The sequence below is a fragment of the uncultured Pseudacidovorax sp. genome, assembly GCF_913773995.1.
Taxonomy (GTDB): Bacteria; Pseudomonadota; Gammaproteobacteria; order Burkholderiales; family Burkholderiaceae_C; genus Xenophilus.
On the sequence record NZ_CAJYES010000047.1, the window covers coordinates 1 to 4809 of the forward strand.

General features: G+C 70.8%; 4 protein-coding genes. 2 read left to right on the plus strand and 2 right to left on the minus strand.

All coding sequences use genetic code 11. The features are described from left to right. Positions 1–1133, minus strand: a 1133-nt coding sequence (locus QZ772_RS04470) for an AlkA N-terminal domain-containing protein (protein WP_295523445.1), incomplete at its 3' end; no start/stop codon positions are given. 122 nt (positions 1134–1255) lie between these two features. Between QZ772_RS04470 and QZ772_RS04475 the strand changes: the two genes are divergently transcribed. Then, on the plus strand, positions 1256–2638 hold the full coding sequence (locus QZ772_RS04475; RefSeq protein ID WP_295523448.1) for a phosphomannomutase/phosphoglucomutase: 1383 nt from the start codon (positions 1256–1258) through the stop codon (positions 2636–2638). A 2-nt stretch (positions 2639–2640) separates the two neighbouring features. Continuing rightward, complete coding sequence (locus QZ772_RS04480) at positions 2641–4284, plus strand: glycosyltransferase N-terminal domain-containing protein (protein WP_366510531.1); 1644 nt, start codon at positions 2641–2643, stop codon at positions 4282–4284. Positions 4285–4402: 118 nt separating this feature from the next. Here QZ772_RS04480 and QZ772_RS04485 read toward each other — a convergent pair. Continuing rightward, positions 4403–4809 (minus strand): alanine racemase C-terminal domain-containing protein (locus tag QZ772_RS04485; protein ID WP_295523450.1); only part of this gene is annotated, 407 nt, incomplete at its 5' end.

A 4809-nucleotide genomic window follows, 5' to 3' on the forward strand; every position in this document is an offset into this window, starting at 1 on the left:
CGGTCCAGACCCTCGAAGGGTGTGGCGACAGGCTCGCCCAGCGCCTGCACCAGCCGGCTGCCCAGCGTGCGGGCGGCGGCCACCGTGATCTGCTGGCCCAGCACGGCGCGCACCGCCAGTTCGAAGCCGTCGAGCGTGCCGGGCACGCGCAGGCCTTCGGCGGCTGGGAAGTAGGGGCCGAGCACGGCATGGATGGCGGCCGGGTCGGCATCCAGGTCCAGCAGCGCCCGCACACGGCTGGTCAGGATCGGCAGCACGGGCGCCAGCGATTCGCCGAGCGTCAATCGCACCTGCGAGGCCGGCAGGTCGAAGCCCAGTGTCAGCCAGCCGGTGTGCGCGCCGATGCGTACCGTGCGCGCGAAGCGGCCATCTACATCGAGCCGCTCCACGCCGGCCAGGGCGCGGCGGCCCATGAATTCGCGCAAGGTCGCCAGGTCGTAGGGGGGGCGGAAGCCCAGCCGCACCGTGAGCGAGGCGCCGTCGGGGTCGCCCGGGTCCTCATCCTCGCGGGCGCGGCGCAGGTTGCGCGGGTTCAGACCGTAGCGCTCGGCAAAGGCGGCATTGAAGCGCCGCACGCTGCCGAAGCCGCTGGCCCGTGCCACCTCGGCCACCGGCAGACGCGTATCGGCCAGCAGCTGCTTGGCGGCCAGCAGGCGCCGCGTCTGCAGGTACTGCAGGGGCGAGACGCCGAACTCGGCTTCGAACAGACGGCGCAGGTGCCGGTCGCTCACCCCCAGGCGCTCGGCCATGCGGGCCACCATGCGGCCGGGCTGCGCGTCGTCGGCATCGTCCGCCCACAGTTCGGGCTCGTCCATCAAGCGGGCGGCCTGGCGCGCCAGGATGTGCGAGGCGTCCTCGGTGCTCCAGGCGGGCGCGTCGCCACCGCGCGGCGCCAGCTCGGGCCGGCAGCGCAGGCAGGGTCGGAAGCCTGCCGCCTCGGCTTGCGCCGCATGGCGGAAAAAGCGGCAGTTCTCGCGCCGCGGCAGGCGCACGCGGCACACCGGCCGGCAGTAGATGCCGGTGCTGGTTACGGCCGTGAAGAAGGCGCCGTCGAAGCGCGCATCGCGCGTCTTCAACGCCAGGTAACAGGCGTCGCCTTCGGTATCCGTCAAGGCGTCGGGCCGGGTGTTCATGCGGGGCATGCTACCTGTGCGAAGCCGCCCGAATGCGCCATTTCCGGACATGTGAGCCGCAAGGGGCGGTGCCTACAATCGCCGCCGTCACTTTTGTTGTCATTTCCCTCCATCTCCCAGCCATGCAACTCAGCCCCTCGATCTTCAAGGCGTACGACATCCGCGGCATCGTGCCGAGCACCCTGGATGCGGAGGTGGCCGAGGCGCTGGGACGCGCATTCGGCAGCGCCGCGCGCGCCGCTGGCGAGCGCGCAGTGGCCGTGGGCCGCGACGGCCGCCTGTCGGGCCCGAGCCTGGCCGAGGCGCTGATCCGCGGCCTCGTGGCCACGGGGGTGGAAGTGATCGACATCGGCGCCGTGACGACGCCCATGCTGTACTTCGCGGCCAACACGCTGTGCACCTCGGGCATCCAGGTCACGGGCAGCCACAACCCCAAGGACTACAACGGCTTCAAGATGGTGCTGGCCGGCCGCGCGATCTACGGCGACGAGATCCAGGGGCTGCGCAAGGTCATGGAGGACGGCAGCGCCCAACTGGCCGAAGGCGGAAGCGTCCGCAAGGTCGATGTGCTGCCGGCCTATGTCGAGCGCATCACCGGCGACATCAAGCTGCAGCGCCCGCTGAAGATCGTGGTGGACTCGGGCAACGGCATCGCCGGCGCCTCGGCCCCGGCGATCTACCGCGCCATCGGCTGCGAGGTGATCGAACTGTTTAGCGAGGTGGACGGCAACTTCCCCAACCATCACCCGGACCCCAGCAAGCCCGACAACCTCAAGGACCTCATCAAGGCCCTGCAGACCACCGATGCCGAACTGGGCCTGGCCTTCGACGGCGACGGCGACCGCCTGGGCATCGTCACCAAGGACGGCAACAACATCTTCCCCGACCGCCAGATGATGCTCTTCGCCAAGGACGTGCTCTCGCGCGTGCCGGGCGGCACGATCGTCTACGACGTCAAGTGCACGCAGCGCCTGGCACCGGCCATCGAGGCCGCGGGCGGCCAGCCGCTGATCTACAAGACCGGCCATTCGCTCATCAAGGCCAAGATGAAGGAGCTCGACTCCCCGCTGGGCGGCGAAATGAGCGGCCACATCTTCTTCAAGGAGCGCTGGTTCGGCTTCGACGATGGGACCTACGCCGGCTGCCGCCTGCTGGAGATCCTGTCGGCGCATCCCAACGCCAGCGACGTGCTGAACGCGCTGCCCACCAGCTTCTCCACGCCCGAACTCAACGTGCAGTGCAAGGAAGGTGAGCCGCACAAGCTGGTCGAGGAGATGAAGGCCAAGGCGAAGTTCGATGCCGACGCCAAGGTCTCGACCATCGACGGCATCCGCGTCGACTGGGCCGACGGCTTCGGCCTGGTGCGCGCCTCCAACACCACGCCGGTGCTGGTGCTGCGCTTCGAGGGCCAGACGCAGGAAGCCCTGCATCGCATCGAAGCCACCATGACGGCGCTGCTCAAGTCGGTCAAGCCCGACGCGAGCTTCGCGGAGGCGGCGCACTGAGCGTGCCTCGCGTTTCCCGTTCCCCCGCGCTGCGCCTCTACGGGCTGTTCACCCGTCTCGCGCAGCCCCTTCTCAGACGCAAGCTGCGCAAGCGCGCCAAGGCCGAGCCGGGCTATGCCCACGCGGTTGCTGAGCGCTTCGGCGTCTACGACCCCGCGCTGCAGATCCGCGACGCCTGCTGGGTGCATGCCGTCTCGCTCGGCGAGACGCGCGCCGCCGCCATCCTGATCGCCGAACTGCGCCGTCAGCTGCCGGGCGTACCCATCCTGCTGACCCATGGCACTGCCACGGGCCGGGAGGAGGGCGCCAAGCTCTTGCAGGAAGGCGACGTGCAGGTCTGGCAGCCCTGGGACACGCCGAAGGCCGTGGCCGCCTTCCTCGACCGCTTCCGTCCACGCATCGGCGTGCTGATGGAGACCGAGGTCTGGCCCGAGCTCACAGCGGCCTGCGCGCAGCGGGGCATCCCGCTCACGCTGGCCAACGCCCGCCTGTCCGAGAAGTCGCTGGCCAAGGCCGAGCGCTGGTCCTCGCTGGCGAGGCCGGCCTATGCCTCGCTCGCGGCCGTGTGGGCCCAGAGCGAGGCCGATGCGCACCGTCTGGTGTCGCTGGGCGCCAAGCTGGGCGGCGTGTTCGGCAACCTCAAGTTCGATGCGCAGCCCGATGCGCGGCAACTGGTGCATGCGCAGGCCCTGCGCGCGCGCCTGCCCAAGCCGGTGGTGGTGTTCGCCAGCTCCCGCGACGGCGAGGAGGCGATGCTGCTCGACGCATTGCGCCACTTCTGGACCACGGCGCCTTCGAGCGACGACTTCGGTCCGGCTGCGGCGGCAGACGGCAACCCCGGCCGCCCGCGTGGCGAGCGGGCGCGTCATCTGCCGAGGCTGCGTGCCTGCGATGTGCAGTGGCTGATCGTGCCGAGGCACCCTCAGCGCTTCGATGCGGTGGCAGAGCTTATCGCGCAACGCGGCTTCGCCTGCGTGCGGCGGTCCACCGCGGAGGGTGCGCCCGAGGGCGAGGAGATCTGGCTGGGCGATTCGCTGGGCGAGATGGCGCTGTACTACGGCCTCTCCGAAGCTGCGCTGCTGGGTGGGAGCTTCGCGCCGCTGGGCGGACAGAACCTGATCGAGGCGGCCGCCTGCGCCTGCCCCATCGTGATGGGCCCGTCCACCTTCAACTTCGCCGAGGCGGCCGAACTGGCCATTGCCGCCGGCGGTGCATTGCGTGTCGACGACATGATGAAGGCCGTGGTGCACGCGCTGTCGCTGGTGGCGGACAAGGGCCGCTGCGCTGCGATGTCGCAGGCGGCGTTGGGCTTTGCCGGCAGTCACCGCGGCGCTGCCGAGCGCACGGCGGCGGCCATCCTGGCGCTGGGGCAATCGGTGCCCGATCCGGAGCCGGTCGCACTGGCTGAGGGGTCCGACACGACGGCGGCGTCTGCCGACCCGTCGTTGGCGGCGCGGACGGAGCCCCCACTGCAGACATCGTCGCTGGCGCCGGAGCCGATGACGGAACCGATGGCGCAGCCGGGGACAGTGGTCGCATCGGCCTCGAATACCGTTCCGCCGACGGGCCATGCCCCGGGCGAGCGCGCCGAGCCGGTGTTCGACCCCGAGGCACCGCTTGGCGTGCCTGAAGAGCGCAGGGGCTGATCGGAGCGGGCCCTCTCCCGCAAGGGGAGAGGGCGCCATGCGCGGCCCTTGACTCTGCCGCCTCTCAGCGTTGCATCGTGCGCTCGTTCAGCCGGCTCTGGCTCGGTCGGGGCAGCGTTCAGCCTGCCGCGCCGCCCACGTACACCCGCGGCACGCGCCGCACATGGCACAGCAGTTCGTAGCTGATCGTCCCGGCCGCGGCGGCCACGGTATTGATCGGCACGCGTGGCCCCCACAGCTCCACCCGGCTGCCGATGCCTTCGCCCGGCAGGGCCGTCAGGTCGACCGTCAGCATGTCCATCGACACGCGGCCCACGATGCGACTCGCGCGTTCGCCGACGAGGACCGGCGTCCCCGTGGGCACCACGCGCGGATAGCCATCCGCATAGCCGATCGCGACCAGCCCCACGCGGCAGGGCGCATCGGCCACGAAGCGGGCGCCGTAGCCCAGCGCGTCGCCGGGCTGAAGCTCGCGCACCGCGAAGACCTCGCTCTCCAGCGTCATCACCGCGCGAAGCGCCGGAT

Coding starts and splice junctions, on each gene's coding strand:
- QZ772_RS04475 (WP_295523448.1), top strand. CDS start 1,256: ATGCAACTCAGCCCCTCGATCTTCAAGGCGTACGACATCCGCGGCATC.